The following is a 26460-nucleotide window of genomic DNA, read 5'->3' on the forward strand; positions in this document are numbered from 1 at the left end:
GTGATCGGGGGCGGGACCACTTTACGTATCCGTTCCCGTTCTCGCGACCTCCTGAGGCGGGTATTCCCGTCAATCCCGGCCGATGGTGCCGAGATGTGGCCGAACGGGCGAGGCTGCGCGTCCGGTCAGCCGCCGGCGCTGTCGCCCGAATTCTTCTGGTTGGCCGCGACCCAGTCGGCCATCTTGTCCCCGGCGATGGCCTGGTACATCGCCAGCGCCTTCTCCCGGTCGGAGACCACCACCGACTGGCCGTCGACGGTCTGGCCCCCCAGGTTCGGGCTGGTGACGAACGTCAGGTTCTCGCCCCGCAGGCTGCGGAACTGCACCGCCATGTCGGTCAACGAGAAGCCCTGGTCGACCGTGACGGCGGCGGTGACCGACTTGAGGAAGTCGTTCAGCTTCTTCGGGTTGGTGAGCGTGCCTGTGCTCGCCGCCTTGTCCATCAGCGCCTTCAGGAAGTCCTGCTGGTGGCGCATGCGGGCGAAGTCGCCGTCCGGGAACTGCTTGCGCTGCCGGACCCAGTCCAGCGCCTCGGCGCCGTTCATGTGGTTCACGCCCTTGGTGAACGTCCGGTACGGCTTGTGGATCGAGGTGACGGTGCGCTCCACCTTCAGGTCGACGCCGCCCAGCGCGTCGGTGACGTCCTTGAACCCGGCGAAGTCGATGGCCATGACGTGGTCGATGCGTACGTCGGTGAAGCACTCCACGGTCTTCACCGCCAGCGGCAGGCCACCGAACGCGAACGCCGCGTTGATCTTGTTGCGCGAGCCGGAGTCGCAGGACGCGCCCGCGTTCTCCGGGATCGGCACGTACAGGTCACGCGGAACGGAGACCAGGTAGGCGCGCTTGTGGTCGGCCGGGATGTGCATGACGATCACGGTGTCCGCCCGCCACTTGCCGGCGCCGTCGACCGGGGCGTCCGGGTCCCGCGAGTCGCTGCCCACGAGCAGGATGTTGAACGCGCCGTCGACCTGCTTGGCCGGCCGCCCGCCGGTGATCTCCGAGAACGGATCGGTGCGGGCCAGGTCGTCGTCGAGGTTGCGGGCGTAGAACCAGGCCCCGATCCCACCGAGCAGCGCCAGCGCCAGCACCGCGACGCCGGCCACCAGACCGATGCGCCCCCAGCGCGGGCGGGGCCGACGCCCCGGCCCGCCGAAGCCGCCGCCGCCCGTGCCACCGGGCCCGCCCGGCCCGCCCGGACCAGCCGGGCCGCCCGAGCGGGGCGCCTCGTCGTGTGACGGGTACCAGCGGGTTTCCGTGGCGCGGGCGCGCGCGGTGGCGTCCCGGCCGGGGCCGGGGACCGAGGCGCGGCCCGCACCCCGGTTCAGGGGGCGGGGGAGAGGGGCGCCGGCAGACGAGGTCGCGGACATGTAACCGAGGGTAGGTCGGTCGTTCCACCACCGCCGTCAGGCGCGCGTGGCGCTCAGCCGGCGGACAGCCGGGCTCAGTACCCTAGCCGCCCGCGGAAGTACGCGATGGTGCGTCCGAGGCCGTCTTCGGGCGTCACGCTCGGCTCGTATCCGAGCAGCTCGCGGGCGAGCGTCAGGTCCGGGCGGCGCATCTCCGGGTCGTCCGAGGCGCGCGTGATGTAGCTCACCTCGGAGGTGCTGCCGGTGAGTGACACGATCGTCTCAGCCAGTTGCCGCATCGACATCTCGTGCTCGGTGCCGCAGTTGATCGGGCCGGTCTGCGTCGAGTCGAGCAGCAGCAGGATGCCCCGCACCAGATCGTCGACGTAGCAGATCGAGCGCGTCTGGTTGCCGGTCCCGTGCACCGTGATCGGCTCGCCGCGCAGCGCCTGGGAGATGAACGTCGGGATGGCCCGGCCGTCGTCCGGCCGCATCCGCGGGCCGTACGTGTTGAAGATCCGGACGATCGCGGTGTCCGTGCCCCGGCTGCGGTGGTACGCCATGGTGGCCGCCTCGGAGAAGCGCTTCGCCTCGTCGTAGACGCTCCGGATGCCGATCGGGTTGACGTTGCCCCAGTACGTCTCGCGCTGCGGGTGCTCCTTCGGGTCCCCGTACGCCTCGGAGGTGGAGGCCATCAGGAAGCGCGCGCCGTCGGCGGTGGCGCGCTCCAGCAGCGCCAGCGTGGCGACCGAGCCCACCCGGAGGATCTCCACCGGAAGCTTCTCGAAGTCGGTCGGGCTGGCCGGGGACGCCATGTGCAGGATCGCGTCGAACCGCTCGGTCATCGCCGGGTGGTCGGTCGGCAGGCCGTCGGAGATGTCCGCCTCGACAAGCGTGAACGTCGGCTTATCCAGCAGGTGGGACACGTTGTCCTTGGAGCCGGTGACGAAGTTGTCAAGCACCACCACCGTGCAACCGCGCTCGACGAGCCGGTCGACCAGGTGGGACGGGACGAAGCCGGCGCCGCCGGTGACGAGAATGCGGTGTCCGGCACCGAACCGATTAGCGACCTTCATGCTCAGCACCCTATACAGGTAAGGCGGGGCCCCCGCTCAACGCCTCCGGTAGAGGCGGGGGCCCCGCTCAACAACTACCCGTCAGTGCGCGCCCGCCCCGGTGAGCGAGCGCACCTCCAGCTCCGCGTACTTGTCGTCGTCGCGCTCCTTGGACAGGACCGTGCCGAGCCAGCCGCACAGGAAGCCGAACGGGATGGAGAGGATGCCCGGGTTCGACAGCGGGAACCAGTGCCAGTCGTGGTCGGGGAACATCGCCGTCGGCGCGCCGGAGACGACCGGGGAGAAGAAGACCAGCAGCACGGCGGCGAGCAGGCCGCCGTAGATCGACCACACCGCGCCCGAGGTGTTGAACCGCTTCCAGAACAGGCTGTAGAGGATCGCCGGCAGGTTGCCGGAGGCGGCCACCGCGAACGCCAACGCGACCAGGAACGCCACGTTGAGGTTCTGCGCGAAGATCGACAGTACGATCGAGACCGCGCCGATCACCAGCGCGGAGATCCGGGCGACGTTCACCTCCTGCCGCTCCGACGTCTGCCCCCTCTTGATGACGTTGGCGTAGAAGTCGTGCGCCAGGCTGGACGACGACGCCAGCGTCAGCCCGGCCACCACCGCGAGGATGGTGGCGAACGCGACCGCCGCGATGATCGCCAGCAGGGTCGCGCCGCCCAGGTTCCCGCCGAAGAAGTCCGCGCCGAGCGCCTCGGCGAGCTGCGGTGCGGCCGTGTTGCCGGCCTTGTCCTGCGCGGTGATCGCCTGCCCGCCGACGATCGCCGCCGCGCCGAAGCCGAGCGCCAGGGTGAGCAGGTAGAACGCGCCGATGATGCCGATCGCCCAGAGCACGCTCTTGCGGGCCGCCCGCGCGGTCGGCACGGTGTAGAAGCGGATCAGGATGTGCGGCAGGCCGGCCGTGCCGAGCACCAGCGCGATGCCCAGCGAGAGCAGGTCCATCTTGCTGTAGAACGTCTTCAACGCGTCACCGGGCGTCTCCACGCCGTACCTCAGCCCGGGTTCCAGGAACGCCGCGCCCTTGCCGGAGGCGTCGGCCGCGTCACCGAGCAGCGAGGACAGGTTGAACTTGTACTTCGCGAGCACCAGCAGCGTCATCACCAGCGCGCCGGTCATCAGCAGGAACGCCTTGACGATCTGGACGTACGTGGTGCCCTTCATGCCGCCGACCGTGACGTAGATGATCATCAGCGCGCCGACCAGCACGATGGTGGCCACCTTGGCGGTGTCCGCGTCCATGCCGAGGAAGGTGGTGCCCGGCTTGATGCCGAGCAGCAGCGCCACCAGCGCGCCGGCGCCGACCATCTGGGCCAGCAGATAGAAGATCGACACGGTGATGGTGGAGACCGCCGCCGCGGTCCGGACCGGCCGTTGCCGCATCCGGAACGCCAGCACGTCCGCCATCGTGTACCGGCCGGAGTTGCGCAGCAGTTCGGCGACGAGCAGCAGCGCCACCAGCCAGGCGACCAGGAAGCCGATCGAGTACAGGAAGCCGTCGTAGCCGTAGAGCGCGATGATGCCGGCGATGCCCAGGAAGGACGCGGCGGACATGTAGTCGCCGCCGATCGCCATGCCGTTCTGGAAGCCGGAGAAGGAGCGCCCACCGGCGTAGAAGTCGGTGGCGGTCTTGGTCTGCCGGCTGGCCCAGACCGTGATCGCCAGCGTGATCGCCACGAAGATCAGGAACAGCGTGATGGTGAGGTTCCGGGCGGTGGTGCCGCCCGCCTCAGCCGCGAGGACCGTGTTCATGGTGCACCTCCCCCATCTCGGCGCGGATCCGGTCGGCGACCGGGTCGATCCGCCGGTTGGCGAACCGCGAGTAGAGCCAGGCGATGACGAACGTGGAGACGAACTGGAGCAGGCCGAAGACCAGGGCGACGTTGATGTTGCCGACCAGCTTCGTGCCCATGAATCCCCGCGCGTACGCGGAGAGGATGACGTAGAGCGCGTACCACAGGAAGAACGCGACGGTCATCGGGAAGACGAAGCCGCGCAGCGCGCGCCGCAACCCGGCGAACTCGTCCGACCGCTGGACGGCTAGGTACCGTTCCGCCGTCGACTCGGAGGGTGCGGACGCGGGTGTGTCCGTGGACATCTGTGGATCACCACCTTCGCAGGCGTGGGGGATTTTCCGGGCACGCTAGAGAGCGCGCCTCCCGGCGCGGAAGGCTCAGCCTGGCCCCGGGCGAGGGCTGCGCCGAACGGTGCCCCCGCTGCGCCCAGTGACCCAGATCACTCCGCTAACCGGTCGGATCCGGGTCGACCGTGAACCCGGACGGCGCCCGGCCCGTCGTGGGGGGCACCTTCGGAAGGAGTGCCATGCCAGCGACGAGAGGGCACCTCTACCTGCCCTATGGCGACGACAGCAGCATCCAGGTCGACTACGTGCACAGCGGCCAGAACGCCAGCCGGACGACCGTGCTGGTGCCGTTCGCGGTGGACGACGCCTGGCGTACGCGGATCGAGGAGGCGGTCCGGGCGAGTCACCCCGAGCGCACGGACATCCAGATCAGCAACGCGGCGACCGGCGAGGTCAGGTACGTCGGCCGGCAGCCGACCGACTCGACCCCCTCCCCGGAACCGGATCAGGTGGTGCGCCCCACCCCGGAGCAGAACAACGACCGCGCCCGGAACATCGTCGGCAACTATCTGACCGGCAGCGACATGTACACCGACGAGCACCGTTCGGTGCTCGCGGACGACAGCCGGGTGCACCACCCCGGCTACAGCGAGTTCGTGTCGCAGGTGGCGGCCAACGACGCCGGCGCGCCCGGGCAGGCGTTCGGGCGCGCCGCGCACGTGGAGGGCATCACCACCCGGGGGCCGATCGGGGAACGCGACACCTACCTCAACCCGAACAACCACACCGTGTTCGCGCAGGCCCACGAGAACTTCCACCGCATCGAGCACCCCAGCCTCCAGGCGCCGGGCAGTCGTCTCACCGACTCCACCGTGGAGGGGATGACGGAATACATGACGCAGTCCGCGGCCGGGCTGGACTTCCGGACGGCGGGCCCGCCGGGGCAGCGCGGCTTCACCTATCCGGAGGAGACCCGGACGGTCCGCGACGCGGTACGCGACGGTGGGTACACGAGCCAGGACGTCCAGCGTGCCTACCTGCGGGGCAGCGAGAGCCCGACGGAACGGATCGCGCAGGTCCAGAACGGGGACAGGGCCGCGATCGCCCGGATGACCTCCACCGGTGACGCGGGCCGGACCGGTCCCCCGAGCGTCCGTCCGCCGAGCGGTGGCGCGTCCGGCCCGTCCACCGGCCAGCAGCGCGGTGGCGGGCTCGCCAAGTAGCCGGGTCGGGAACCTCCGGGCCGCTCGTGCCGGAGGTTCCCGACCTAGTCGGTCAGCTCCCGGTAGCGCCCCCGATAGTGCAGCAGCGGGGTGCTCTCGCCGGGGAGGTCGACCGCCTCGATGGTGGCCTCGACCAGCAGACCCCAGCCGTACTCGCGGGCGGCGTCGAGCCGGCAGCCGGCCCAGCCACCGGCATCCGCCGGCACCGGCCCGTACGGCGTCTCGGTCCAGGCGTCCAGCGCGAACAGGCCGCCGGGCGACGGGAAGAGGCCGGCGAAGCGGTCCGCGAGCTGCCGGTGGCGCGGGCTCAGCGGCGCGACCGCGAACCGCCCGGCGTCCTCGACCGCCGCCCACAGCTCCGACTCCGCGTCGACCAGGCCGAGCAGCCGGTCCGGCTCCCCTTCCGCGACCAGCGTGGAGGAGACGGTGAGCCCGGCCGGGCCGGGCGCGGTCCAGAGCGTCACCGGGGCGGCCAGCCGGCCACGCAGCCGGCGTACCGGCGAGCGCTGCCCGGCCGGCACGGCGAACGGATCGGTGTGGTGGATCTCGGCACCCGGCTGCTCATGATTCACGTGAAACATTGTGCCGCCCCGGGCCCGCGCCCAGCCGAGGAAGCGCCGGTGCAGGTCCGTGGCGTCGCTGAGGTGCGCGTTCGCCTCGGCGAGCAGCCCGCCGAGATGGAACAACAGCGCCGTCCGGTCGCCCCGGAACTCACGCAGCAGCCCGAGCCGGGCCGGCTGGCACGGCCAGGGCGCCCCGCACGCCCGGCACCGCCACACCGGACGCATCGGCACGTGCGCCGGCCCGGTCCCGACCGGGGAACGGTGACGAGGTACCCGTTCGTTGCGCATATGCGCCTCCCTGAGATGGGGTCGCCCCGACCGGGGATGGCCGGGGCGACCCGCCGCAGGACCGGCCGCCGGGTCGCGGCCTCCACCGGCCGGGCCGCGTGCCTCCACCCTGGACGTGTGACGGCCGGCAGGGCAGGATGCCAGGGGTTACTACGGAGCGAAGTCGCGTACTTACCGACGGGGTGAGGATGGACATCGAGGTGTGGATCCGGGCGCTGAAGGCCGCCCGCGCCGGAGCGGACGTCTCGCAGGAGGCGCTGGCGGCCACCATCAGATGGAGCCCGTCGACCGTGGCCGCCATCGAGACCGGCCGCCGCCGACCGACGATGGAGTTCGCCATCGCCGCCGACCAGGCGCTCGGCACCGGCGGCCTCCTGGCAAGCCTGCTGAGGGAGTACGACGGTATCGTGGTTCCTGCCCTGGCAGGGCTACGAAGATCAGGCGGTCCTGCTTCGCAACTTCGAGCCGTGCGCGATTCCCGGCCTCCTACAGACCGAGGAATACGCACGAGCCATCTTCGAGGCCGGCCGCCTGTACGGGAAGGACCGGGTGGACGAGCTGCTGGCGCTGCGTATGGCTCGCCAGCGGGTGCTCGCGAAGTCGGATGCGCCGGACTGCGTCTTCATCGTCGACGAGAGCGCGTTGCGGCGGTCCATCGGTGGGCCGGCGGTCATGGACGGCCAGTTCGGCCGGCTGCTCGAAGCGGCAGAACATCCACGGGTCCGCCTGCACGTCCTGCCCCTCGACATCGGTGCGCATCTCTCACTCGGCGGTGGCTTCGCCATCGCCGAACTGCCGGGCGGCGAGCACATGCTCTGCCTCGACAACCCGGCCCGAGGGCAGATCGCCGACCATCCGGAGTGGATTCGCCTCATGCTGCGCAAGTGGGAGATCCTGCTCGGGGAGGCACCGTCGGAACGTGCCTCGCTCGATCTCGTCCACAAGTTGAAGGTGACGCCGTGAACCAGCCCGCATGGCAGAAATCGTCGCGATCCGACAACGCCGGCAACTGTGTCGAGGTGGCGGGCAATCTGCCCGGTGTGGTGCTGGTCCGGGACAGCAAGGACCCGTGCGGCCCGGCTCTCACCTTCACACCGGACGCCTGGCGGTCCCTGCTGGCCGACCTCCACCGCGCGCCGCTCGACTGATCCGCCTACCCTCCGGGCATGGCTCTCGTTCCTCCGCAGAAGCTCGCCCAGGACCGCGTCATCACCGCCGAGGCCATCGTCGGCGGTCAGGTCGACCTGCGCGCCTACCCGCACCGGCACCTGATGATCATCGCCCGGCACAAGTGGGGCAGCAGCGGCTTCCCGCCGCTGATGGAGGCGGTCGAGCACCTGTCGAACTACGGCTGGGAGCTGGTCAACGTGCTCAGCGTCGGCGACGGTCACCACGTCTACGCCGCGATGCGCCGCACCATGTAGCGCCTCCCTCCGGCGACGCCCCCTCCACGGCCGGAACAATCGCCGGCTTTTTCCGTCATGACACACGGTCATATTTATGACACACGGTCATAGCGCCAAAAAGTAGATTGCCGCCGGGAGCCGGGAGCCGGGAGCCGGGAGCCGGGAGCCGGGAGCCGGGAGCCGGGAGCCGGGAGCCGTGAGCCGGGAGCCGAGCGCCGAGCGCCGAGCGCCGAGCGCCGAGCGCCGAGCCTAGGACGGCAACGTGCGGCGGGCGGCGGCCAGCACCTCGGGGTCGGCGCAGCCGGCCGCGTACCCGGCGATCCGGCGGCGGATGTCCCGGCCGAGCAGCCACCCGCCGATCCGCTCGGCCACCGGACGCAGGAACGCCGGCCGGCACCGGAAGTTGTACCGCCAGGTGGCGACCGTGGTGCCCGGCTCCGGGCCGGGTGCGAAGCGCCAGCCGCCGCCGAAGCGTTCGAAGAACCACGGGCCACTGACCATTTTCATGCCCACGTTGGTCGGCGGCGCCCAGGAGACGTACTCGCTGACCATGGCCAACCCGTGCCGGGAGCGGGTGAACGTGCGCACGCCCCGGCCGGGGCGGGTCGCGCCGTCGACGAAGTGCTGCTCGCGGACGAACGGGTCCCACCGGTAACGCACCGGGGCGACGGTCTGGGAGACCGCGAACGCCAGCTCCGGCGGGATCGGCACGGTGACGACCGCCTCGACGACCGGCATCAGCGCCTCGGCGTTACCGAGGCCAGCAGCTCCGGCTGCCGACGGTCCAACGCGTCCCCGGCCAGGTACGCGCCGAGCAGCGCCGCGCCCGCCCCGTACGCCAGGCCGGCCGGCAGCGCCAGCCAGAGCCAGACGTCGCCGAGCAGCCCGGCGGCCACCACGAACGGGATCGCCGCCGCCGCCGAGGACACCATGGACAGCAGCGTGAACAGGCTCTTCGCGATGCCCGCGCCGGTGTTCATGGCGAACGGGTTGCTGGTCTCCGGCAGCGAGTACGCGCCGAGCACCGAGATGAACCCGTTGATCGCCAGCCCGCAGCCGTACGCGGCGAACAACCCGCCGGCCATCACCCCCAGCCATTCCGGCCGCCCGAGCACGACGCCCAGCACCACCGCGACCACCAGCAGGATCGGCACCACGTAGAGCGAGAACGCCGCCATCCGGGCGCGCAGCTCCACCCGCCCCGGCACGCCGGCGACCACGTTCGCCGCGTACGCGCTGCCGTCGAAACCGAACTGGTTGGCCAGCGTCACCGAGGCGAGCACCCCGACGAAGACCATGGAGATGCTGACCAGCACCGGGGAGGAGTTGGCGCTGGCCTCGCCGAACGCGGCCCCGCCCTCGACCGCGAGCGACGCGCCACCCAGGTTGACCATCACCGGCACGAACACGCCCACCACGGCGATCGTGATCAGGTTGGCCCGCCGTCGGGCGTCCCGCCACCAGTAGCGGCACTCGCGGGCCACCAGTGCGCCGAACCGGTCCCGCCGGGCCCAGCCGACGGCGCGCGGGAAGAGCTGCGCGACCGCGCCGCCGACCACGCTGCGCGGGGCCCGCGCCGGCCCGGCGCTCGCCGCGCCGACCATCGCCGACTCCAACGACCGCGACCACCAGAGCAGGAGTACGCCGACCGTCGCGGCGGCGATCAGCAGCTTCACCACAGCCGCCCAGGCCCGGCCCTCGGCCACGTCGATGCCGGCCGTCCAGGGCGCGCCGAACGGCGTCCAGCCGACCACCCGGGCCACCCCGGTCAGCCGGTCCCAGTCGGCGCTGCGCACCGCGGCCATCACCAGCAACTGCAACGGCCCGAGCAGCGCGGCCAGCACCGCGAGCAGCACGGCGGCCAGGTCCCGGACCCGGCGGGACCGCAGCATGGTGGCGAACGCGCTGGTCAGCGCGCGGGCCCCGGCCACGCAGACCAGCAGCCCGGTGACCACGCCGACGGCCTCCACCAGCGCGGCCGACCAGCCGCCCAGCGCGCCCGCGGTGATCACCAGCCCGGCCACCGTGATCAGGGTGGCCAGCGCCGGCACGCTGACCAGCGCGGCGGCGAGCAGGCCGGTGACCAGGGTCCGGCGGGAGAGCGGCAGCAGCGCGAACCGGGCCGGGTCCAGCGTCTCGTCCACGCCGAAGAAGACCAGCGGCAGCAGCAGCCAGCCGAGCGTCAGCACGCCGCCGCCGAACGCGGCGGCCAGCAACGCGTACCGGGGTTCGTCGGCCATGCCGGGCGCGGCCAGCAGGAAGAACCCGGTCGCGGCGAACCAGAGCGCGAACAGCACACCCAGCACGAACAGCGCGATCCGCCACGCCTGGCCACGGAAGTTGTTGCCGAGCACCCGCAGCTTCAGCCGGACGAAGTGCCGGGGCGAGACGGCCCGCGCCGGGGGCTCGACGGCGGTCACCGGGACAGCCACGACAGCTCCTCGCCGGTCGCGGTCCGGCCGCCGACGACCTCGACGAAGACGTCCTCCAGCGACCGGTCGCCGCGCACCTCGGTCAGCGTGCCGACCCGCTTGATCGTGCCGTCGGCCAGGATCGCCACGTGCGAGCAGAGCCGCTCGACCACCTCCATCACGTGGCTGGAGAAGACCACCGTGCCGCCACCTGTCACGTACCGGTGCAGGATGTCCCGGATCAGCGCCGCCGAGACCGGGTCGACCGCCTCGAACGGCTCGTCGAGGACCAGCAGGCGCGGGCCGTGCAGCAGCGCGCAGGCCAGGCCGATCTTCTTCTTCATGCCGGCCGAGTAGTCGACCACCAGCGTGCGGCCGGCGTCGCCGAGCGCCAGCACGTCGAGCAGCTCCGCCGCCCGCTGGTCGACCACCGCCGGGTCCATGCCGCGCAGCAGACCGTGGTACGCCAGCAGCTCCGCCCCGCTCAGCCGGTCGAAGAGGCGTACGCCGTCCGGCATCACGCCGAGCAGGCTCTTCGCGCGGACCGGGTCGGCCCAGACGTCGTACCCGAGGACCCGGGCCTCGCCGGCGTCGGGCCGCAGCAGGCCGACGGCCATGGAGAGGGTGGTGGTCTTGCCGGCCCCGTTCGGGCCGAGCAGGCCGTAGAACGAGCCGGTCGGCACGGCCAGGTCGACTCCGGCCACCGCGACCTTCGTGTCGAAGCGCTTGGCCAGGCCACGGAGGTGCAGGGCCGGGTGCTGATCGGTCATGGTCCGACGGTAGCCCGCCTCGGCCAGCGCCCGCTCGGGCCGAAGGACGATCTTCCGTCATACCTGAGAGGTACGCGCCTACAGGCGCAGCGACTCCGGCGTGTGCAGGCGGAGCATGGTGGTGCCGACGTCGCGGGGCAGGCGTCGTCGGCTGGCCATGGAGACCACCACCATCACCGTGAACGCCAGCGGCACCGTCCACGCCGCCGGCTGGGTGGTGAGCGTCGCCGGCCAGCCGGTCAGCGGCGGGCCCAGCACGGTGAGCAGCACCGCGCCGATCGCCGCGCCGCCGCCCACCAGCACCCCGGCGGCGGCGCCCAGGTCGGTCAGGCCGCGCCACCAGATGCCGAGCACCAGCAGCGGGCAGAAGCTCGACGCGGCGACCGCGAACGCCAGCCCCACCACCTGCGAGACGTCCAGCCCGGAGACGTTCAACGCGAGCACCGCCGGCACCGCGCCGGCGATCACCGTGGCGAGCCGGAAACCGCGTACCGAGCCGCGGCCCAGCACATCCGTGGAGATCACCCCGGCCACGCTGGTGAGCAACCCGGACGAGGTGGAGAGGAACGCCGCGAACGCGCCGGCGGCGACCAGCGCGGCGAGCAGCCGGCCGGTGACGCCGTCGCCGAGCGCCGCGCCGGGCAAAAGCACCACCACCGCGTCGGTCTGGCCGCTGACCAGCAGTTGCGGCGTGTAGATCCGGCCCAGCACGCCGTAGATCGTGGGCAGCAGGTAGAAGACGCCGACCAGGGCCAGCACCACGAGTGTGGTGCGCCGGGCGGCGGCGCCGTCCGGGTTGGTGTAGAAGCGCACCAGCACGTGCGGCAGCCCCATGGTGCCCAGGAACGTGGCCAGGATCAGCGAGTACGTCGCGAACAGGCTGCGGTCGTCGTCGCCGGCGGTGTCCGGCAGCAGCCAGTCGGTGGCGGCGGTCGCCGCGCCGGACACCTCCGGCACCGGGTCACCGGCGGCGAAGTCGAGGCGGTCGCCGGGGCGTACCTCCCGCACGTCGCCGTCGGGCAGGGTGAGCGTCGCGCGGTGCTCGACCACCACGGTGGTCGCGGTCCGGAACGCCGGCCCGTCGGGTGGCGTCACCGCCGGGCGGGCGTCGGCCTGCCACTGCAACGCCAGGAAGATCGCCGGTACGGCGAGCGCGGTCAACTTGAGCCAGTACTGAAAGGCCTGCACGAACGTGATCGCCCGCATGCCGCCCAGCGCCACGTTCGCGGTCACCACCACGGCTACCAGCAGCGCCCCGAGCGGGTACGGCGAACCGGTCAGCGTGGCAAGCGTCAGCCCGGCGCCCTGCAACTGCGGCACCAGGTAGAGCCAACCGATGAAGATCACGAAGACGGTGGCGATGGTGCGGAGCCGACGCGACCCGAGCCGCACCTCGCAGAAGTCCGGCAGCGTGAACGCGCCGGAGCGGCGCAGCGGGGCGGCCACGAACAGCAGCAACGCCAGGTAGCCGGCGGCGAAACCGACCGGGTACCAGAGCACGTCCACGCCGTACTTGAGGATCAGCCCGGCCACGCCCAGGAAGCTGGCCGCCGACAAATACTCCCCGCCGATCGCGGCGGCGTTCCAGGTCGGGCTGACCGCCCGGGACGCCACCAGGAAGTCGGACGTGGTGCGGGCCAGCCGCAGGCCGTAGAAGCCGATGCCGACGGTGACCAGGGTGACCGCCACGATCGCGGGGACCACGTACCCGTTGGCCATCAGCGCTCCGGCCGCTGGACCAGGTCGACGAAGTCCTGCTCGTTGCGTTCCGCCAGCCGCACGTACGCCCAGCCGACCACGATCAGGAACGGGAACGCGGCCACCCCGAGCAGCACCCACGGCAGGTTCACGCCGAGCACGGTGACCCGCCCGACCGACGGCGCGATGGCGAACAGCCACGGCAGGCCGCCCAGCCCGATCACCACCAGCAGGCTGAGCCGCAACGCCAGCGAGAGCTGGGCACGCATCAGGCCCTGCACCAGCGTCTCGCCGACCCGGGTCTGCTGGGTCAACTCGGAGCGGGTGCGGTCGGCGCGGCTGCCGGTCCGGGAGACCTCGGCCAGCACGACCCGGGTCCGCTGCGGCACGCGTGGGTCGGGGACCGGGGCCGCCGCGACGGGCTGCCCCGCCGGCTGCTGGTCCTCGGCTGCGGTCATCCCCGGCAGTCTCGCCCGCTCAGCGTGAATGTCAAGCGCGGCGTGGACGGCCCTGTGCACAACCTGTGGATAACACCGCACACCTGTGGACAACCCGGTGGATGAACGCCGAGTCGTTGTGGACGAGGGTCAGCGGTTCCAGTCCTGCTTGGCGGCGCGGACCAGCTTGTCCTTCAGCTCCCGGGTGTGCCGGCGGCTCACCGGCAGCTCCGTCCCGTCGACCACCACCACGTAACCGGAGTTGACCAGCCGCAGCTCGGCGATGAGCCGCAACTGGACAAGGTACGACCGGTGGACGCGGACGAACCCCGCGTCGGCCCAGCGCTCCGCCAGCGTGGCCAGCGACACCCGGACCAGGTGCGACCCCTCCGCGGTGTGCAGCCGGGCGTAGTCGCCCTGCGCCTCCACCCAGCGCACCGCCGAGCGGGGCAGCATCCGGGTGGTGCCGGCCAACTCAACCGGGATCGTCGGGTCCTCCTCGGCGCGGGCCAGCGCCGCCGGATGCGACGGCACCACCCGGGAGCCGATCACCCGGCGCAACGACTCGGCCAGCCGCTCGGCCCGGACCGGCTTGCGCACGTAGTCGGTGGCGCCCAGGTCGAACGCGTCCACCGCGCCGTCGTCGTACGCGGTGACGAAGACGATCGCCGGCGGCCGGGCGAACCGGCGCAGCACCCGGGCCAGCTCCATGCCGTCCAGCCCCGGCATCCGGATGTCGAGGAACACCACGTCCACGTCGTCGTCGCGCAGCACCCGCAGCGCCTCGGTGGCGTCGCCGGCGGTGTGCAGCCGGGCCACCCGGGGATCGGTGCGCAGATGGTAGGCCAGCTCGTCGAGGGCCGGCGGCTCGTCGTCCACGGCCAGCACCCGCAGGAAGCCCGGGGCCGTTGTCACCGTGCCGACCCGGTGCGCTCGCTCCGCTCGCTCACGACGAGACCCGGACGCCGGGGTGGAACTTCGGCACCCGCATGCTGACCTTCGTACCCGAGCCCAAGCCGGTCTCGACGACCAGGCCGAAGCGGTCCCCGAAGGCCGACCGCAGTCGCTCGTCGACGTTGGAGAGGCCGACGTGCTGCCCCGGGTCGTCGGCCGGGTCGCTGCCGACACCGGACACCTCGGCGATGCCCGCCGTCAGCGTGGTCGGATCCATCCCCACTCCGTCGTCCTCCACCGTGATGTGACACTCGGCGCCCGCGTCCCGGGCCTCGATGCTCACCATGCCGGTGCCCGGCTTGCGGGACAACCCGTGGCGCACCGCGTTCTCGACGAGCGGCTGGAGGCAGAGGAACGGCAGCGTCACCGGCAACACCTCCGGGGCGATCTGGAGGCGCACCTGGAGTCGCTCGCCGAACCGGGCCCGCTCGATGGTCAGGTACCGGTCGATCGAGCGCAGCTCCTCGGCCAACGTGGTGAACTCGCCGTGCGAGCGGAACGAGTACCTGGTGAACTCGGCGAACTCCAGGATCAGCTCCCGGGCCCGGTCCGGGTCGGTCCGCACGAACGAGCCGATCGCGGTGAGCGCGTTGTAGATGAAGTGCGGGCTGATCTGGGCGCGCAGCGCGCGTACCTCGGCCCGGGCCAGCCGTTCCCGCGACGAGTCCAGCTCGGCCAGGGCGAGCTGGTCGCCGGCCCAGTGCGCGGTCTCCAGCGTGGCCTGCACCAGGCCCGGCGCCGGCCGCTCGTCGGCCACCGCCACCAGCGCGCCGACCACCCGGCCGTCCGCGCTCAGCGGCGCCACCACCGCGCCGCGTACCGGGCAGTCGACCAGGTCGCAGTGCAGCTCCGACTCGCGCAGCACGGTGGAGCGCCCGCTGTCGGCCACCCGCCGGGCCGCCGCGACCAGTTGGTCGCCGTGGTGCGCGCCGCGCCCGTCGACGGCCAGCAGCATCTCGCGGTCGGTCAGCGCCAGGCCGGCGGCGCCCACCAGGGCGCGCAGATGGCGTACGGCCTTCGCCGCGCCCGCCGCGCTCAGGCCGGTACGCAGCGGCTCGGCGGCCAGGCCGGCGGTGTGCAGCACCTCGTACGTGGCCCGCTGGGTCGCGGTGGCGATGCCCCGCCGGGCGCGCAACCGCAGCACCGCCCAGAGCGCCGCGGCCAACGCGGTGACCAGCGAGACGACGGCGAAGACGGCCGAGAGGTTGCCACCCACCCCGGGAACGTTAGTACGCGCCCTTGCGCGCCAGCACCACGCCGACGGTCCGCCACAGGATGCTCAGGTCGTACGCCAGCGACCAGTTGTCGACGTAGTAGAGGTCGAGCCGGACCGCCTCGTCCCAGGACAGGTCGGAGCGGCCGGACACCTGCCACAGCCCGGTCATGCCCGGCCGGACCAGCAGCCGGCGTCGCACGTCGCCCAGGAAGTCGCCGTCGTCGGCGGGCAGCGGACGCGGGCCGACCAGGGACATCTCGCCCCAGAGCACGTTGATCAACTGGGGCAGCTCGTCAAGCGACGAGGCCCGCAGGAAGCGGCCCACCGGGAAGACCCGAGGATCCTGCTTCATCTTGAACAGCATGCCGTCGGTCTCGTTCTGGTCGACCAGGCCGGCCAGTCGCTCCTCCGCGTCCACGTACATGGTGCGGAACTTCCACACCCGGAACGTGCGCCCCTCGTGCCCCACCCGGGGCTGCCGGAAGAACACCGGGCCGGGGTCGGAGATGCGGATGGCGAGCGCGATCGCGGCGAAGAGCGGGAGGAGCACCAGCAGGCCCAGCCCGGACGCGACCCGGTCCATCAGGCTCTTGAGCAGCAGCGCCGGGCCGGAGAGCGTCGGCTCCTCGACGTGCAGCAGCGGCAGACCCTCGATCGGGCGGATGTGCACCCGGGGGCCGGCGATGTCGGTGAGCTGGGGCGCGACCACCAGGTCGACGCCGGAGCCCTCCAACTGCCAGGCCAGCCGGCGCAGTTCACCCGGCTCGGCGCTGGCGGAGCCGCAGACCGCGATGGTGTCCCCGCCGACCTCCCGCACCAGGGCCAGCACGTCGCGGCCGGCGTACACCGGCACCGGCGTCTCCAGGCCCCGGGCGGCGGCGTACCCGTCGGTGAGGTGGATGGCCACCGGCACCAGGCCGACGCCGGGGTTGCGGGTGACCGTGGTGTAGACCTCCAGGCACTCCGGCAGCGTGCCGACCAGCACCATCCGATGCCCGGCCTGGCCGACGCGACGGCGCAGCCCATGCAGGCCGGCGCGGGCGATCATCCGGACGAGCAGGATCAGCAGCAGCGCGCCGAGCAGCGCGAAACCGACCGTCCAGCGGGACAGGGTGGTCTTCGTCGCGAACGCCAGGAAGGAGACCGTGGCGGCGACCGCCACACCGGAACGGATGACGCGCTTGAACTCGTCCGGGCCCAGGCCCAGGTAGCGCCGGTCGTACGCCCGGTTCCCCCACAGGATGAGCAGCCAGCCCAGCGGCAGGAGCAGGAACGCCACGGTGTAGAACCACGCCTGGGGCGCGTCCCGGAAACCCGAGGCGGCCTGCTCGAAGATCTGCACGGCCAGGAAGCTGGCCAGGGCCGCCGCGCCGAAGTCGGCCAGCAGCAGGATCGCGATGTACGGGCGGTGCCAGCGGGAGACCCGGCGGCGGGCGCGGGCCCAGGCCGACCGGGGCACGCCGTTGTGCGACGGCGGTGTCGGCGGCTGGATCTCAAAGCTGTCGACGTGCCGCACGCTCTTGCTCCGGCCTGTGTCGGTTACCGGGCGCTGGAGGCTTGTCGTCACCTCAACCCATGTCCTCCCGCATGACCCGAACCTCACTCGCCGTGAGGACGCGGGTCGCTCACCGTTCCAGTCTCCCACGTTGACCGTGGCGATCTGGCCGGCTCCGAGTCAGTTGTGAAGCCGGGGACCGAGCCACTATACCGATGGATGACGGCTCGGGTAGAGCCACCGACCGGGACCTTCCGCGATCCCCGGCCGATTCCGCTCAGTAACCACCGGGTGTGGTTACTCACCGTACGAGTCGTGACAACCTTCGGTCAGCCAACGGCTTGCCGCCGGTCTGACAGGTGGGGCAGTACTGGAGGCTGGAGTCGGCGAACGAGACCTCACGCACCGTGTCACCACAGACCGGACAGGGGAGTCCCTTCCGGGCGTGCACCTTGAGGCCCGAGCGCTTCTCCCCCTTCAGCTCCGCCGCCCGCTGGCCCATCGACCGCCGGACCGCGTCGCCCAGCACCGTCCGGGTCGCCGCGTGCAGGCCGGCGAGCTGGTCGTCGGTGAGCCGGTCGGTGATCGCGAACGGGGAGAGCCGCGCCGCGTGCAGGATCTCGTCCGAGTACGCGTTGCCCACGCCGGCCAGCACCGACTGGTCGGTCAGCACGCCCTTGACCTGCCCCCGGCGGCTGCGCAGCCGCTCGACGAACGTGGGCAGGTCGGCCGCCAGCGCGTCCGGCCCCAGCTTCGCCACGCCCGGCACCTGGGCCGGGTCGGTGACCAGGTAGGCGGCCAGCTTCTTCTGGGTGCCGGCCTCGGTCAGGTCGAAGCCGGAGCCGTCGTCGAGGCGTACCCGCACCGCGATCGGGCCCTTGCCGGGCCGCAGCGGGGTCGCCGACGGGAACGCCTCCCGGTAGTGCAACCAGCCCGCCCGGGCCAGGTGGACCAGCAGGTGCAGATCCTCGTCGAACCGGACGTCCAGGAACTTCCCGTGCCGGCCCGCGCCGGTGACCGTCCGACCAGCAACCGCGCTGGGCGGCGGATCGTACGTCTTCAGCGCGTTGATCGAGGCCACCTCGAACCGCTCGACCCGCCGGCCCACCGCCCGCTCACGCAGGTATCCGGCGAGCGCTTCCACCTCCGGTAGTTCAGGCACGGGACAACGGTAGCCTTCTTTCCCGTGAGAATCGTGGTGGCGCACAACCGGTACCGGGAAGCTCAGCCGTCCGGCGAGAACACCATCGTCGACGCGGAGATCGCCCAGCTCACCGCTGCCGGCGTGGAGGTGCTGCCGTTCCAGCGCAGTTCCGACGAGATCCCGTCGATGTCGAAGCCGGCCAAGGCGCTGCTGCCGATCTCGCCGATCTGGGCCCCGAAGGCCCAGCACGACCTGGACCGTCTGCTCGTCGAGCACCGGCCGGACGTGCTGCACCTGCACAACCCGTACCCGCTGCTCTCGCCCTGGGTGGTGCGGACCGCGCACAAGCGCGGCGTGCCGGTGGTGCAGACGGTGCACAACTACCGGCAGGTCTGCTCCTCCGGTCTCTACTTCCGCGACGGCGTGATCTGCCAGGACTGCCGCGGTCGCGCGCTGGGCGTGCCGGCGATCGTGCACCGCTGCTACCGCGACTCCCGGGCGCAGAGCGCGCTGATGGCCACCACGCTGGCCGTGCACCGCCCGACCTGGCGGTCGGTCGACCGGTTCATCGCGCTGACCACGGCGGTCGCCGACCACCTGCGCGACTACGGCATCCCGGACGAGCGGATCGTGGTCAAGCCCAACGCGGTGCCCGACCCGGGCACGCCGGCGCCGGTGGGGGACGGCTTCCTGTTCATGGGCCGGCTCAGCCCGGAGAAGGGCCTGGACCTGCTGCTCGCGGCGTGGCGGCGACACCCGGTGGGCGCGCTCGGCCCGCTGCGCATCGCCGGTGACGGCGAGTTGCGCCCGCTGGCCGAGGCCGCCGCCGCCGAGCGGCCCGACGTGCGCTACCTGGGCCAGCTCGACCGCCAGGGGGTACGCGCCGCGCTGGCCGACAGCGCCGTGGTGCTGGCCACCTCGACCTGGCACGACGTGCTGCCCACCGTGATCATCGAGGCGCTGGCCGCCGGCCGGCCGGTGCTCGGGACCGCACTCGGCGGCATCCCGTACCTGGTCGGCGCGGACACCCCGCGCGAGCCGGCCGGCACCGGCCCGGCCGAGGTGGCGACCGCCGCGCCCGGCGAGGGGCACGTCCCGTTGCCGGTCGGGGTGCAGCGCGGCGAGGCCGGCTGGGTGGTGGCCCCCGAGGCCGACGCGCTCGCCGCCGCGCTTCCGTTGGCCACCGCCGAGGCACGCGCCCTGGCCGGCACGGCCCGCACCCGCTACGAGCGCACCTTCCACCCCGACGTGATCACCAAGCGCCTGATCGACGTCTACGCCTCCCTCCCCTAACCCCCCCCTTTTTCGCGTTGATCAAGGAGTTTGCGTCAGGAATCAGCCGGCTTCCGACGCCAACTCCTTGATCACCGGGGCTGGGCCGGCTCGACCCGACCGACGTGGCGCGGGAAGTGTCGGGTGGGCCGGGTCGGTGCCACCACACGATGGGGGGCATGGACGACGAGACGCTGGTATCCCGGTTCCTTCGCGACGGCTTCGTGAAGCTGGCGGGGGCCGTCGCGCCGCGCGTGGCCGCGGACTGCGCGCGGCTGCTGTGGCGGCAGACGGGCTGCGACCCGGACGACCCGACCACCTGGACGCAGCCGGTGCACTGGGTGCCCGGCATGGCGCAGGGGCCGTTCGCCGCCGCGCCCAACTCGCCGTTCCTCCACCACGCGTACGACCTGCTCGTCGGCGCGGGACGGTGGGAGCCGCGTTACTCGCTCGGCACGTTCCCGTTGCGCTTCCCGCACGAGGACGAGCCGGACGACGCGGGCTGGCACATCGAGGGCAGCTATCTGCCGGAGGGCGCGAACTGGTACTTCACGAACGTCCGCTCCCGGGACCGGGCGCTGCTGATGTTGTTCCTGTTCAGCGAGGTCGGTGCGGAGGACGCCCCGACCCGGATCCGGGTCGGCTCACACCTCGACGTGCCGAAGGTGCTGGAGAAGTACGGGGAGGACGGGGCGAGCGGGCTGGACCTCGCGCCCGAGTTGGCGGCGGCCTCCGACCACCGGCCACTCGCCCTGGCCACCGGGTCCCCGGGCGACGTCTTCCTGTGCCATCCGTTCCTGGTGCACGCGGCCCAACCGCACCACGGGACGCGACCGCGCTTCATGGCCCAGCCGCCGCTGATGCCGGCCGCGCCGTACGAACTGGAACGGGCCGACGGCGCGTACTCGGCCGTGGAGATCGCGATTCGCCGGGGACTCGGGCGGGACACCCTTGTAGCCGAGCCGCACCGGTGACAGGGCGGGTGAGTGGCCGCAACGCCCGGTTCCAGCAGTGGGAGGCGCTGCTGCGCAACCGGGCCAAGCGGCAGCGTCGCGGCGAGTTCCTCGTGCAGGGCGTACGCCCGATCGCCATGGCCGTCGAACACGGCTGGCAGGTCCGGGAGCTGCTCCACGACGCCGGCGCCCAGCTGTCCGGCTGGGCCCGCAGGACCCTGGACACCGTCCCGGCCGAGCGGTTCGCCGTCTCCCGGGAACTGCTGCGCGAGCTGGGCGGCAAGGCGGACGCGGCACCGGAGCTGCTGGCCGTGGTCGCGACACGCGCGGACGACCTGTGCCGTGTCCCGGCCGGGCCGACCATGAACGTCGTCGTGTGCGACCGGCCCACCAGCCCCGGCAACATCGGGACGGTCATCCGGTCCGCGGACGCCCTCGGCGCGTCCGGCGTTCTCGTCACCGGACATGCCGCCGACGTGTACGACCCGAAGGCGGTGCGGGCGAGCACCGGCTCGCTGTTCGCGCTGCCCGTGGTCCGGGTGCCCGCACACCAGGCCGTGCTGTCCTGGGTGGCCGACGTGCGCGCCGCCGGTGTCGACATCGGCATCGTGGGCGCCGACGAGCACGGCGCACGTGATGCCGCCGAGTACGACTTCACCCGACCCACGCTGACGCTGATCGGCAACGAGACCACCGGTCTCAGCGTCGGCTGGCGTGCGGCCTGCGACCAGCTCGTCCGGATCCCGATGTCCGGAGCCGCCAGCTCCCTGAACGCGGCTGCCGCCGCGACCGTCCTGCTCTACGAGTCGGCACGCCAGCGCGCCGCCGCCCGCCGGTAGCGCACCAGACCACTAGTGGGCCAGGTGAGCGGGATACCCCGCTCGGTGGAGCGGTCGTGGCACGACGCATCCGCGTGCCTCAGCCCGTCAGTGGAACACCAGGGGTGTCTCCGCGCGCTCTAGACACCGCCGACTCCTTCTGCGGATTGCAGACGAGATGAAGTAGGGGCTGACATGTCGAACCCGGACCTCACCGGCACGGTGTGGCGCAAGTCCACCCACAGCGACTCCAACGGCGGCGCGTGCGTCGAGGTGGCCGATCTTCGCGACGGGGTGGCCGTTCGAGACAGCAAGGACAAGGCCGGTCCCGCGCTGGCGTTCGGCGTCCAGGGCTGGCGTACCTTCATAGACTCTTTCGAGACCAACTAGCGCCGCCTCCCCGTACCGGATGAGGCATTGAACGTCCCGGCTCCCATCTCGGAGCCGGGGCGTCTTCGGTGGCTCACCATGGTCCCGGTCGACCGGCCCGCGCGAGGTGACTCGTTGACGACATCAAGTTTGTAGCGACCTCGGCATCGTCCTGCCGCCGGCTGCCCAGGCGCCCGATCCCGTCGGGGGTGCCGCTGGCCGGTACCGGCGTAGAGCAAGGCGCAGGGTTACCCGACCGCCGGCGACCCTGCCGACTCCGTCAGCTTCTGTACGAGCTTCCACACGCCAGTCGACGGGTTCGACGCTGGCGGACTCCCGTTTCTCTCGTGCTGCTTGTCGAGTGCCATCGCTCGGCGCATCGCATCCGCCTGGCGGCCATGCAGCTTCTTGCAATCCAGGCTCTTCTCGTATCCGGGCTGATGCTGACGGATGATCGACCTGAGATCGCCCGCGCTCATGTAGCGCGTGCACGGATCGAAGTGGAGCGCGGGCCAGATCTCGAAGCAGGGGTTGGAGATCGCCATGTTCACTCCTTCGCGCATGGCGAGTTTGACCGCGTCGTCCAGTCGACGGTGCTCGTCGACGTCGCAAATGCACCAGACCGAGTCGTAGCGCACGTAGTCATCCCCGAGGCGCCTGGCCTGCCGGGAGGAATCCTGCATCATGCGGCACGCTTCCCGAACGAGGTTGAGCGGCTCGCCCGAGTCGCGGGAAATCTCGATCGTGACCAGGGTGCCGCGCAACTCCTTGCGCAGGTGTTCGAAGTATTCCCGCTCGGTGACTTCTCCCTCGCAGAGCAGGAGGAAGCGCTGCCTGACCTCGCGGGTTCCTCTTCGTCTCTGTAAGCCATGTGCCGACGTTGGTTTACGCGGAGGCAAGCGCTTCGCCCTCCGGTCGGACGAGTGCGGCACGGGCCAGGTCGCGGTCGATGAACGGGACCGCTCCGTAGCGCCCCTGAAGGTATCCGCGCTCCAGATTCTCCGACTTGCGTGGCCGAAACTCCGTCAGCGGGTAGAGGCGCGTTGCTCCGTCCTTCCCTTTCTCCGTCAGCCACACCTCGTCCCGTCGCAGCGGCGCATCACCCAGGAGAGCACCCATGAGGGAGGGATCGTGGGTGTTGAAGATGAGCTGGGCGCCCTGTGTGTTCAGGTGCGGGTCGTGGAAGATGCGGATCACCTCGCTGCTGAGCCGCGGGTGCAGGCTGGCGTCCAGTTCGTCCACCAGGAGCAGCGTCCCCTTCTCCAAGGCCCGCATGATGGGGCCGATCAGGCCGAGCCAGGCCCTGGTGCCCATCGACTCGTCGTCGAGATCGAGGAACGCCGCACCGTCATCCCCGATGCGGTGAGCGAGTTGAGTTCCCTGAGCGATCTCCGACCAGTCGACCTCGTCGGGTTCGGCATTCGGATTCAGTGCCTGCATCATCGTCTTGACCCGGCTCTTCAGCTCCTCGTCGACCTCGTGATTGACGATCCGCAGGTCGGAGATGCCCAGGTCCGCGAAACGTAGCAGGTCCAGGATCGCGGCCTTCTTCTCCTCGTTCCGCACCTGAGCGACCGTGTATCGGATGTGTGCCTCGCGGTCCCCGGGGGTGGCCCGCTGGATGCCGTTGTCGAACCAATTGGCCAACTCCGTCAGTTGTTGGCTGTTGTTGGCGGCTGCTGCTGAGAGGAAGAGACTGTTGTGACGCGTGAGGTCCGCGATGATCTGTGGCCTGCCGCGCAGGGCTCGGCCGAATCTGAACTCGTTGGTCCTGTTCGCGTCGCGATCGAACATAAGTCGGGGTCGGCCTTTCGGAAAGACATAGAGCCATTCCTCGACGATTCGCTCGTGATCGAATCTGAAGCCGTACTGGTGTCGTTCGCCGTTGAGCAGTACTTCTGCCTCGAACATCACTGGCGAGGAGTTGTGCGGGCTGGCGAAGAAAGGGGAGTAGGGGATCTTGGACGACGGCTTCCATGACTGATGTGAGTTGGAGACCATGCTCGCCATCGACCACATCGCCCGCAGCACATTGGTCTTTCCGGACGCATTCGACCCGTAGACGGCAGCGATCGAGCCCAACCGGATGTCGCCGTGCCCGCCCACGGGAGTGGTGACGTCGTCGGTCTCCACCCACGACGGGACGACAGCGGACACTTCCACCAGATCGCGGAGAGACCGATAGTTATCGGCACGGAAGGTGATCAGCATGCTGCCTCCTGAGCTAGCTTGCCCGCTGCGCCTTCATCCACTTTCACAACCAAAGTATGCGCGAAGGAGGTCGAGGGTGCACCAGCGATGTCTGAGCTGCAACCTGAGGAACGATCGTCGGTGCCGATCGGTGACAGCCACGCCGGCCGGCTCAGCGGTGTTATGAAGGGCCCCGCCTATGCCGTAGGCGTCAACAGGGCCCCTCCTTACCACGCGGCGCGGGCGGAGAAGGCGATGCTGGCGAGCAGGAAACCGCCGTTGACCACGGTGAACGCCACCACCACCCAGAACGCCAGTGCGGGCGCGAACACCAGCACCAGCCCGGCCAGGAAGATCACCGCGCCGTAGTCGCGGACCAGCTTCACCACGCGCACCGGGAACGAGGTCGAGGTGACCATGCTGGCCGCGTTCGGGCCGGACTGCATCACCGAGGTCACCAGGTTGACCATCCAGGTGCCGGCGAAGACCGCCACCAGCCAGACCGGCGTGGCCGGGCGCTGCGCCACGGCCGTGGCGGACAGCGCGGCCACCAGCGCGATCTGGGCGGCCACGTCGCAGAGCACGTCGACCCGGGCGCCGGCCGCGCTGCCCTGGCCGGTCACCCGGGCGAGCTGCCCGTCGGCGCAGTCCAACGCGTACGCGATCTGCCAGCCGACCAGCGCGACCAGGCCGACCACCCAGGCGGGAACGGTGCCGGCGGCCACGTCGTCGGCGAGCGCGACCACGGTCACCGAGGCGGCCAGCCCCAGCACCAGGTTGGCCAGGGTCAGCGCGGTCGGGCGCAGCCCCAGCCGCTGGGCGACGAGCGCGAACGCCGCCCCGATCCACTGGCTGATCGACTCGCTGAACAGGCCGCCTCCCCGGTTGACCCGGTGGAAGTCGGCGACGGTGGGACGGGGCTCAGCCAAGGTGGTCGCGGAGGGCACCGGCGTAGTCTGCCAGCCGCTCCCGGGTCTCGGAAGCGGACATCGTCAGGTGTTCCAGGATGGTGTAGCGGTCCGGCCGGGTCGCCGGCGCGAACTGCACCGCCTCGACGAACTGGTGGTCGGTCAGGCCCACCTCGGACGGCAGCCGGGGCAGCCCGTGCCGGACCAGGCAGGCGGACATCTCCGCGAACCGGCGCTCGTCGCCGCGCAGGAACGTGCAGAACAACGCGCCCAGCCCGGCCAGCTCACCGTGCGAGGCGGTGCCGGGGAAGAGCGCGTCGATGGCGTGCATGATCTCGTGGCAGCCGCCGCTGGACGGGCGGCTGGTGCCGCAGACCGCCATCGCCAGGCCGCTGGAGATCAACGCCTCGGCCAGCACCGTGACGAACGCGTCGTCGGCCATGTCGCCCGGATGGTTCAGCACCGCCTCCGCGCCGGCCCGGGCCAGCGAGGCGGCCAGCCCGTCGACCGGCTCGCCGCGTACCCGTCGGGCCAGTTCCCAGTCGGCCAGCGCGCTGATGTTGCTGACCACGTCGCCGATGCCGGCGCGGTTGTGCCGTTCCGGCCCGGCCTCCACGAAGTCCAGGTCGACGATCACCGCGATCGGGATGTGCACCCCGTAGGAGCCCTTCAACCCCTCGGTGATCAGGCTGGCCACCGGGGAGGCGATGCCGTCGTTGGCCAGCGCGGTCGCCACCGTCACCATCGGCAGCCCGCGCCGGGTGGCCGCGTACTTCGCCACGTCGATGGTCTTGCCGCCGCCGATGCCGACCACCGCGTCGTACGACCGGGCGCGCAGCTTGCCGCCCAGCTCGTCGGCGGCGTCCAGGGTGCCCCCGGCCACCGTGAACACGTCCGCCGACCGCAGCGACGGCCGGAGCAGCTCGGCGATCTTCTCGCCCTGCCCCGGCCCGACCACCACGGCGACGTCGCCGCCGGCCGAGATCCGGCCGTCGGAGAGGATCGCCGCCAGATCCGCCACCGCGCCCCGCCGCACGTCGATGTGCAGCGGGGTGAGGACGCTACGGGCTAGTAGCGGCACGCGATCTCCCGCGCCCGGGCCAGATCCTCGTGGTTGTCGACCTCGACCCAGGAGACGTCACCGATCGGCGCCGCCCGCACCTCGCCACCCCGGTCGGCGAACTCCTGGTAGCCGTCCTCGTAGTAGAGGTTCGGGTCGCGCCGCCAGGTCGCCTCCAGCGCGTCGGCGAGCGCGTCGGCCACCTGCGGCTCGATCAGCGTCGCGCCGATGTACTCGCCGTACGCCTCGCCCGGGTCCATCAGCTTGGTGATCCGGGTGAGCTGGCCGGCCGCGTCGAAGGTGGTCTTCATCTCCTCCTCGGCCAGCGGCTTGAGCGTGTCGACGGCCAGCAGGATGCCGGGGCCGCGCTCGGCCAGCAGCGTCTTCTCCACGCTCACCGGGTGCACGGTGTCGCCGTTGACCAGCAGCACGCCCCGGGAGAAGTGCTCCCGGGCCAGCCAGAGCGAGTACGCGTTGTTCCACTCCTCGGCCTTGTCGTTGTCGACCAGCGTGATCGTGACGCCGTACTTCCCGGCCAGCTCGGCCTGCCGCTGCCGGACCGCGTCGGCCGCGTAGCCGACCACGACGACGACCTCGGTCAGCCCCACCGCGGCAAGGTTGCGCAGCGCGATGTCGAGGATGGTGACCTCCCCGTCGACCGGCACCAGGGCCTTGGGCAGGGTGTCCGTGTACGGCCGCAGCCGGCGCCCCGCACCCGCGGCGAGCACCATCCCGATCATGCCGACACGCTCCTCTTCTCGACCGGCTTCCACG

At 71.5% G+C, this 26460-nt stretch carries 27 protein-coding genes and 1 pseudogene; 9 read left to right on the forward strand and 19 right to left on the reverse strand.

Annotation, left to right across the window (positions count from 1 at the left end; genetic code table 11):
- Positions 1-125: 125 nt before the first annotated feature.
- From ACIA6B_RS10595 to ACIA6B_RS10610, 4 genes are all read right to left on the reverse strand, one after another.
- Positions 126-1370, reverse strand: coding sequence for an LCP family protein (locus ACIA6B_RS10595; protein WP_396772468.1), 1245 nt, complete (start codon positions 1368-1370; stop codon positions 126-128).
- A gap of 74 nt (positions 1371-1444) precedes the next feature.
- Entirely contained in the window at positions 1445-2425 is a 981-nt protein-coding gene (locus ACIA6B_RS10600) for an NAD-dependent epimerase/dehydratase family protein (RefSeq protein WP_396772469.1), read from the reverse strand.
- Between the two features lie 81 nt (positions 2426-2506).
- Positions 2507-4180 (reverse strand): cation acetate symporter, encoded by a 1674-nt coding sequence (locus ACIA6B_RS10605; protein ID WP_396772470.1) that lies wholly within the window; start codon positions 4178-4180, stop codon positions 2507-2509.
- Positions 4158-4526, reverse strand: coding sequence for a DUF485 domain-containing protein (locus ACIA6B_RS10610; protein WP_181570913.1), 369 nt, complete (start codon positions 4524-4526; stop codon positions 4158-4160). Before ACIA6B_RS10610 ends, ACIA6B_RS10605 begins: the two co-directional genes overlap by 23 nt.
- Positions 4527-4750: 224 nt before the next feature.
- On the opposite strand from ACIA6B_RS10610, the gene ACIA6B_RS10615 reads away from it, so the two are divergent.
- On the forward strand, positions 4751-5734 hold the full coding sequence (locus ACIA6B_RS10615) for a hypothetical protein (protein ID WP_396772471.1): 984 nt from the start codon (positions 4751-4753) through the stop codon (positions 5732-5734).
- A 44-nt stretch (positions 5735-5778) separates the two neighbouring features.
- Here ACIA6B_RS10615 and ACIA6B_RS10620 read toward each other — a convergent pair whose 3' ends face one another.
- Entirely contained in the window at positions 5779-6522 is a 744-nt protein-coding gene (locus ACIA6B_RS10620; RefSeq protein WP_396772576.1) for a flavin reductase family protein, read from the reverse strand.
- Positions 6523-6773: 251 nt separating this feature from the next.
- Between ACIA6B_RS10620 and ACIA6B_RS10625 the strand changes: the two are divergent.
- From ACIA6B_RS10625 to ACIA6B_RS10640, 4 genes and pseudogenes are all read left to right on the forward strand, one after another.
- A pseudogene (locus ACIA6B_RS10625) lies at positions 6774-6902 on the forward strand (helix-turn-helix domain-containing protein); the annotation flags it as partial.
- A gap of 157 nt (positions 6903-7059) precedes the next feature.
- On the forward strand, positions 7060-7548 hold the full coding sequence (locus ACIA6B_RS10630; protein ID WP_396772577.1) for a DUF5753 domain-containing protein: 489 nt from the start codon (positions 7060-7062) through the stop codon (positions 7546-7548).
- Positions 7545-7733 carry a DUF397 domain-containing protein gene (locus ACIA6B_RS10635; protein WP_396772578.1) on the forward strand — a complete coding sequence of 63 codons (189 nt, stop codon included), beginning with the start codon at positions 7545-7547 and terminating at the stop codon, positions 7731-7733. The genes ACIA6B_RS10630 and ACIA6B_RS10635 overlap by 4 nt, the downstream gene beginning before the upstream one ends.
- Before the next feature lie 18 nt (positions 7734-7751).
- Positions 7752-8009: a hypothetical protein gene (locus ACIA6B_RS10640; protein ID WP_396772472.1), complete on the forward strand. Its 258-nt coding sequence runs from the start codon at positions 7752-7754 to the stop codon at positions 8007-8009.
- Positions 8010-8240: 231 nt separating this feature from the next.
- On the opposite strand, the gene ACIA6B_RS10645 is transcribed toward ACIA6B_RS10640, so the two are convergent.
- From ACIA6B_RS10645 to ACIA6B_RS10685, 9 genes are all read right to left on the reverse strand, one after another.
- Positions 8241-8729: a type II toxin-antitoxin system RatA family toxin gene (locus tag ACIA6B_RS10645; RefSeq protein WP_396772473.1), complete on the reverse strand. Its 489-nt coding sequence runs from the start codon at positions 8727-8729 to the stop codon at positions 8241-8243.
- A complete protein-coding gene (locus ACIA6B_RS10650) occupies positions 8729-10423 on the reverse strand; it encodes an ABC transporter permease (RefSeq protein ID WP_396772474.1) in 1695 nt (564 codons plus the stop codon). Before ACIA6B_RS10650 ends, ACIA6B_RS10645 begins: the two co-directional genes overlap by 1 nt.
- A complete protein-coding gene (locus tag ACIA6B_RS10655; RefSeq protein WP_107156465.1) occupies positions 10408-11172 on the reverse strand; it encodes an ABC transporter ATP-binding protein in 765 nt (254 codons plus the stop codon). The genes ACIA6B_RS10650 and ACIA6B_RS10655 overlap by 16 nt, the downstream gene beginning before the upstream one ends.
- A 78-nt stretch (positions 11173-11250) precedes the next feature.
- The gene (locus ACIA6B_RS10660) at positions 11251-12891 is read right to left on the reverse strand and encodes a cation acetate symporter (RefSeq protein ID WP_396772475.1); all 1641 of its coding nucleotides are present in this window, start codon (positions 12889-12891) and stop codon (positions 11251-11253) included.
- Entirely contained in the window at positions 12891-13328 is a 438-nt protein-coding gene (locus ACIA6B_RS10665) for a hypothetical protein (RefSeq protein ID WP_396772476.1), read from the reverse strand. The genes ACIA6B_RS10660 and ACIA6B_RS10665 overlap by 1 nt, the downstream gene beginning before the upstream one ends.
- 129 nt (positions 13329-13457) lie before the next feature.
- A complete protein-coding gene (locus ACIA6B_RS10670; RefSeq protein WP_396772477.1) occupies positions 13458-14222 on the reverse strand; it encodes a LytR/AlgR family response regulator transcription factor in 765 nt (254 codons plus the stop codon).
- 31 nt (positions 14223-14253) lie between these two features.
- Entirely contained in the window at positions 14254-15477 is a 1224-nt protein-coding gene (locus tag ACIA6B_RS10675) for a sensor histidine kinase (protein WP_396772478.1), read from the reverse strand.
- 10 nt (positions 15478-15487) lie between these two features.
- Positions 15488-16993, reverse strand: a complete 1506-nt coding sequence (locus ACIA6B_RS10680) for a sugar transferase (RefSeq protein ID WP_396772479.1) — start codon at positions 16991-16993, stop codon at positions 15488-15490.
- A 280-nt stretch (positions 16994-17273) separates the two neighbouring features.
- Entirely contained in the window at positions 17274-18134 is an 861-nt protein-coding gene (locus ACIA6B_RS10685) for an Fpg/Nei family DNA glycosylase (protein WP_396772480.1), read from the reverse strand.
- Positions 18135-18158: 24 nt separating this feature from the next.
- Here ACIA6B_RS10685 and ACIA6B_RS10690 point away from each other — a divergent pair, with 24 nt between their 5' ends.
- From ACIA6B_RS10690 to ACIA6B_RS10705, 4 genes are all read left to right on the forward strand, one after another.
- On the forward strand, positions 18159-19409 hold the full coding sequence (locus ACIA6B_RS10690; RefSeq protein WP_396772481.1) for a glycosyltransferase family 4 protein: 1251 nt from the start codon (positions 18159-18161) through the stop codon (positions 19407-19409).
- Positions 19410-19567: 158 nt separating this feature from the next.
- Entirely contained in the window at positions 19568-20362 is a 795-nt protein-coding gene (locus tag ACIA6B_RS10695) for a phytanoyl-CoA dioxygenase family protein (protein ID WP_396772482.1), read from the forward strand.
- A gap of 8 nt (positions 20363-20370) precedes the next feature.
- On the forward strand, positions 20371-21180 hold the full coding sequence (locus tag ACIA6B_RS10700; RefSeq protein ID WP_396772483.1) for a TrmH family RNA methyltransferase: 810 nt from the start codon (positions 20371-20373) through the stop codon (positions 21178-21180).
- Between the two features lie 174 nt (positions 21181-21354).
- The gene (locus tag ACIA6B_RS10705) at positions 21355-21549 is read left to right on the forward strand and encodes a DUF397 domain-containing protein (RefSeq protein WP_396772484.1); all 195 of its coding nucleotides are present in this window, start codon (positions 21355-21357) and stop codon (positions 21547-21549) included.
- A 227-nt stretch (positions 21550-21776) separates the two neighbouring features.
- On the opposite strand, the gene ACIA6B_RS10710 is transcribed toward ACIA6B_RS10705, so the two are convergent.
- From ACIA6B_RS10710 to ACIA6B_RS10730, 5 genes are all read right to left on the reverse strand, one after another.
- Positions 21777-22460 carry an RloB family protein gene (locus tag ACIA6B_RS10710; protein ID WP_396772485.1) on the reverse strand — a complete coding sequence of 228 codons (684 nt, stop codon included), beginning with the start codon at positions 22458-22460 and terminating at the stop codon, positions 21777-21779.
- Entirely contained in the window at positions 22414-23739 is a 1326-nt protein-coding gene (locus ACIA6B_RS10715; RefSeq protein ID WP_396772486.1) for an ATP/GTP-binding protein, read from the reverse strand. The genes ACIA6B_RS10710 and ACIA6B_RS10715 overlap by 47 nt, the downstream gene beginning before the upstream one ends.
- A 206-nt stretch (positions 23740-23945) precedes the next feature.
- Positions 23946-24665, reverse strand: a complete 720-nt coding sequence (locus ACIA6B_RS10720; protein ID WP_281934102.1) for a CDP-alcohol phosphatidyltransferase family protein — start codon at positions 24663-24665, stop codon at positions 23946-23948.
- The gene (locus ACIA6B_RS10725; protein ID WP_396772487.1) at positions 24640-25707 is read right to left on the reverse strand and encodes an iron-containing alcohol dehydrogenase family protein; all 1068 of its coding nucleotides are present in this window, start codon (positions 25705-25707) and stop codon (positions 24640-24642) included. Before ACIA6B_RS10725 ends, ACIA6B_RS10720 begins: the two co-directional genes overlap by 26 nt.
- Complete coding sequence (locus ACIA6B_RS10730) at positions 25695-26426, reverse strand: sugar phosphate nucleotidyltransferase (RefSeq protein WP_396772488.1); 732 nt, start codon at positions 26424-26426, stop codon at positions 25695-25697. The genes ACIA6B_RS10725 and ACIA6B_RS10730 overlap by 13 nt, the downstream gene beginning before the upstream one ends.
- Between the last annotated feature and the right edge of the window lie 34 nt (positions 26427-26460).

It is taken from the genome of Micromonospora sp. NPDC051141 (assembly GCF_044455765.1).
GTDB lineage: Bacteria > Actinomycetota > Actinomycetes > Mycobacteriales > Micromonosporaceae > Micromonospora.

Coding starts and splice junctions, on each gene's coding strand:
- ACIA6B_RS10595 (WP_396772468.1), bottom strand. CDS start 1,370: ATGTCCGCGACCTCGTCTGCCGGCGCCCCTCTCCCCCGCCCCCTGAAC.
- ACIA6B_RS10600 (WP_396772469.1), bottom strand. CDS start 2,425: ATGAAGGTCGCTAATCGGTTCGGTGCCGGACACCGCATTCTCGTCACC.
- ACIA6B_RS10605 (WP_396772470.1), bottom strand. CDS start 4,180: ATGAACACGGTCCTCGCGGCTGAGGCGGGCGGCACCACCGCCCGGAAC.
- ACIA6B_RS10610 (WP_181570913.1), bottom strand. CDS start 4,526: ATGTCCACGGACACACCCGCGTCCGCACCCTCCGAGTCGACGGCGGAA.
- ACIA6B_RS10615 (WP_396772471.1), top strand. CDS start 4,751: ATGCCAGCGACGAGAGGGCACCTCTACCTGCCCTATGGCGACGACAGC.
- ACIA6B_RS10620 (WP_396772576.1), bottom strand. CDS start 6,522: ATGCGTCCGGTGTGGCGGTGCCGGGCGTGCGGGGCGCCCTGGCCGTGC.
- ACIA6B_RS10640 (WP_396772472.1), top strand. CDS start 7,752: ATGGCTCTCGTTCCTCCGCAGAAGCTCGCCCAGGACCGCGTCATCACC.
- ACIA6B_RS10645 (WP_396772473.1), bottom strand. CDS start 8,729: ATGCCGGTCGTCGAGGCGGTCGTCACCGTGCCGATCCCGCCGGAGCTG.
- ACIA6B_RS10655 (WP_107156465.1), bottom strand. CDS start 11,172: ATGACCGATCAGCACCCGGCCCTGCACCTCCGTGGCCTGGCCAAGCGC.
- ACIA6B_RS10660 (WP_396772475.1), bottom strand. CDS start 12,891: ATGGCCAACGGGTACGTGGTCCCCGCGATCGTGGCGGTCACCCTGGTC.
- ACIA6B_RS10665 (WP_396772476.1), bottom strand. CDS start 13,328: ATGACCGCAGCCGAGGACCAGCAGCCGGCGGGGCAGCCCGTCGCGGCG.
- ACIA6B_RS10695 (WP_396772482.1), top strand. CDS start 19,568: ATGGACGACGAGACGCTGGTATCCCGGTTCCTTCGCGACGGCTTCGTG.
- ACIA6B_RS10705 (WP_396772484.1), top strand. CDS start 21,355: ATGTCGAACCCGGACCTCACCGGCACGGTGTGGCGCAAGTCCACCCAC.
- ACIA6B_RS10715 (WP_396772486.1), bottom strand. CDS start 23,739: ATGCTGATCACCTTCCGTGCCGATAACTATCGGTCTCTCCGCGATCTG.
- ACIA6B_RS10730 (WP_396772488.1), bottom strand. CDS start 26,426: ATGATCGGGATGGTGCTCGCCGCGGGTGCGGGGCGCCGGCTGCGGCCG.